Annotated in this window: 3 protein-coding genes; 1 reads left to right on the top strand and 2 read right to left on the bottom strand. The window is 60.8% G+C overall.

Annotation, left to right across the window (positions count from 1 at the left end):
* Positions 1–160 precede the first annotated feature (160 nt).
* Both NP3_RS01500 and NP3_RS01495 read right to left on the bottom strand, forming a co-directional pair.
* A complete protein-coding gene (locus NP3_RS01500) occupies positions 161–451 on the bottom strand; it encodes a DUF6968 family protein (protein WP_063036991.1) in 291 nt (96 codons plus the stop codon).
* A 600-nt stretch (positions 452–1,051) separates the two neighbouring features.
* A complete protein-coding gene (locus NP3_RS01495; RefSeq protein WP_063036989.1) occupies positions 1,052–1,285 on the bottom strand; it encodes a hypothetical protein in 234 nt (77 codons plus the stop codon).
* A 531-nt stretch (positions 1,286–1,816) separates the two neighbouring features.
* Between NP3_RS01495 and NP3_RS51355 the strand changes: the two genes are divergently transcribed.
* Positions 1,817–1,955: DUF6879 family protein (locus tag NP3_RS51355; protein ID WP_373864721.1), on the top strand; the 139-nt coding region annotated here is incomplete at its 3' end.

Genomic DNA, 1,955 nt, shown 5'->3' with positions numbered 1-1,955 from the left:
CCGAGACCACCCGGCGGTACACGAAGGTAAGAGCCCCGCACCTCGAAAGATGAAGGTGCGGGGCTCTTATCTTTCCGGTTCTACTACCGACCGCCGTCTCGATGCACAACAGAAAACCCCCGACCGATCGGTCGGGGGTTTGCGTATCTGCGGCTCTGTCTCAGCTTCGCGGAAATCCGAGGTCGGATTCCCCGAGGAACGTGTACTCGCCTTCGTTGGCTTCGAGCAGACGACCCGCGAATGTCATCGCCTCGATAAGGGCCTGTACCGCATCCACACCGAAGATAGCCCGGGTCAAGGGCTCTGCCTCTATGCCTTCGATCCGGACGGGGCATGAGTAAGAACCGCCTTCGGATGGCGTCGGCTTCCCGAACGTGACGACCACGGGATCGTCCCCCTTGCGGAGTTCGCGGGTCGCGATCGGTTCCCCAAGCTCCCAGGTCATCGCCATGGCCGCATCCTATCCGGCCGTCCCGAGAACGGCGGGTGTGTCTGGTCCGTAGTTCTCCGGACGCATGGGATCTGACACACACCCGCACGGCGGCGGAACCTTCCCGGAGAGACAGTCCGCATACCACTGGTTCGCAGCTTGCATGCAGGCGGCCGACCTGCGCTTATTGCATTCCGGCACAAGGTAGTTGTAGTAGTGGGCATCACAGGCGGCTTTGTCTACGCCGTTGACCTGCACGACAGCCTTCGTGCAGTGCGCCGCCGCGAGCGTTGCAGCGGGCGCGCTCGGAGTGGCGGGCAGACCGGCCGATAGGCCGATACCGAGAATGACTACGGACCGGGTCACTAGGTTTCGCATGATTCTTCCTCACGAGTCGAGAAATACTGTTACGCAATGTTTTTCCCATTTCGAGTGGCTGACCGACCGGAGCTGATCAGTACTCCCCTGATGCGTCGGACCTCATCCCGTCCGCGTCCTCACATTCGATCCGTTCGCGGATTCCCCTGACGGACTGGTTCTTCGGAGTCTGTTCCGGCCACACGATCACTCCGACCGTCACCGCCAGCGGTAGTCCGATCGCGACAACCCAGCCGAGCACGATCACGGCAGATCTTGGAGCAGCCGCAGCACCGTGGCGCACGTCTCGGCGTCGGCAGGTTCGACAGGGCTGACGCGGTGATCCACGACGGCAGCACCCGGAACCCGTTGCGATAGCACACGATCGGCTGGAGTCGGCAACTCCAGGTACACACCCGGACCGTCATTTTCGTCGCCGTAATCGGCGACCTCCAACAACCCGCCTGGGAACACGAACAGTCGTGTGCACCTGTCCATCTCGACTCCTGTAGTCCGGTGTTGGAAGGCGCCCCGTGACCGGTTGGCGTCACATGTCACGGGGGCCAGCTCAGACGCTAGGGAGCCCATAACCGTAGCTGCTAGTAATTTGACGGAACTTGACAAAGTTTGGTTTATCGGCGAAATAGTCAGTCGAAATGGGGCACCATTGCCTGTGGGGGTGTCACACACGGTCACACTCCTAGACGGGAGCCAAGATCATGCGCGTAGAGTTCCTGGGCAGCGGCGGGTCAGGACAAGGCCATTGCCCGACGTTGTACTCCACCGACCAAGACAGCTACCTCGTCCAGGGGTGGCAAACCGACTACCTCGGCACTATCGAGATTCCACACTTGCTACTCGGATTCGCTGAGCCGGATACGTTCGTCGGGGCAAATATGACCGACACTGGCCGGGGAACATTCACCCTCGCTGGCCGACCGATTACGGATGCTGAGACGCTGGATCAACTCGACCTAGCCGAGGACGAAACGGCAATCGAGGTGCCGAGGCGAGAAAGGAAGTTCTACGGTGAGGCTGCTGCAAGGCGAAGCGTTCTGGGATCTGTTTCGACAAGCTGAGCGCTCAGCGTTCCACCTCGAAAGCAAGGACGCCTACGACGTTGACGACGAGAATCCGCAGCTCGACCGGTTCCTTGCTGGACACAGAG

Source organism: Nocardia pseudovaccinii NBRC 100343, from assembly GCF_001613225.1.
In the GTDB taxonomy this organism is placed as follows: Bacteria; Actinomycetota; Actinomycetes; order Mycobacteriales; family Mycobacteriaceae; genus Nocardia; species Nocardia pseudovaccinii.
The sequence above is the reverse complement of the archived record's forward strand: the minus strand, read 5'-3'. Positions and strand labels throughout refer to the sequence as shown.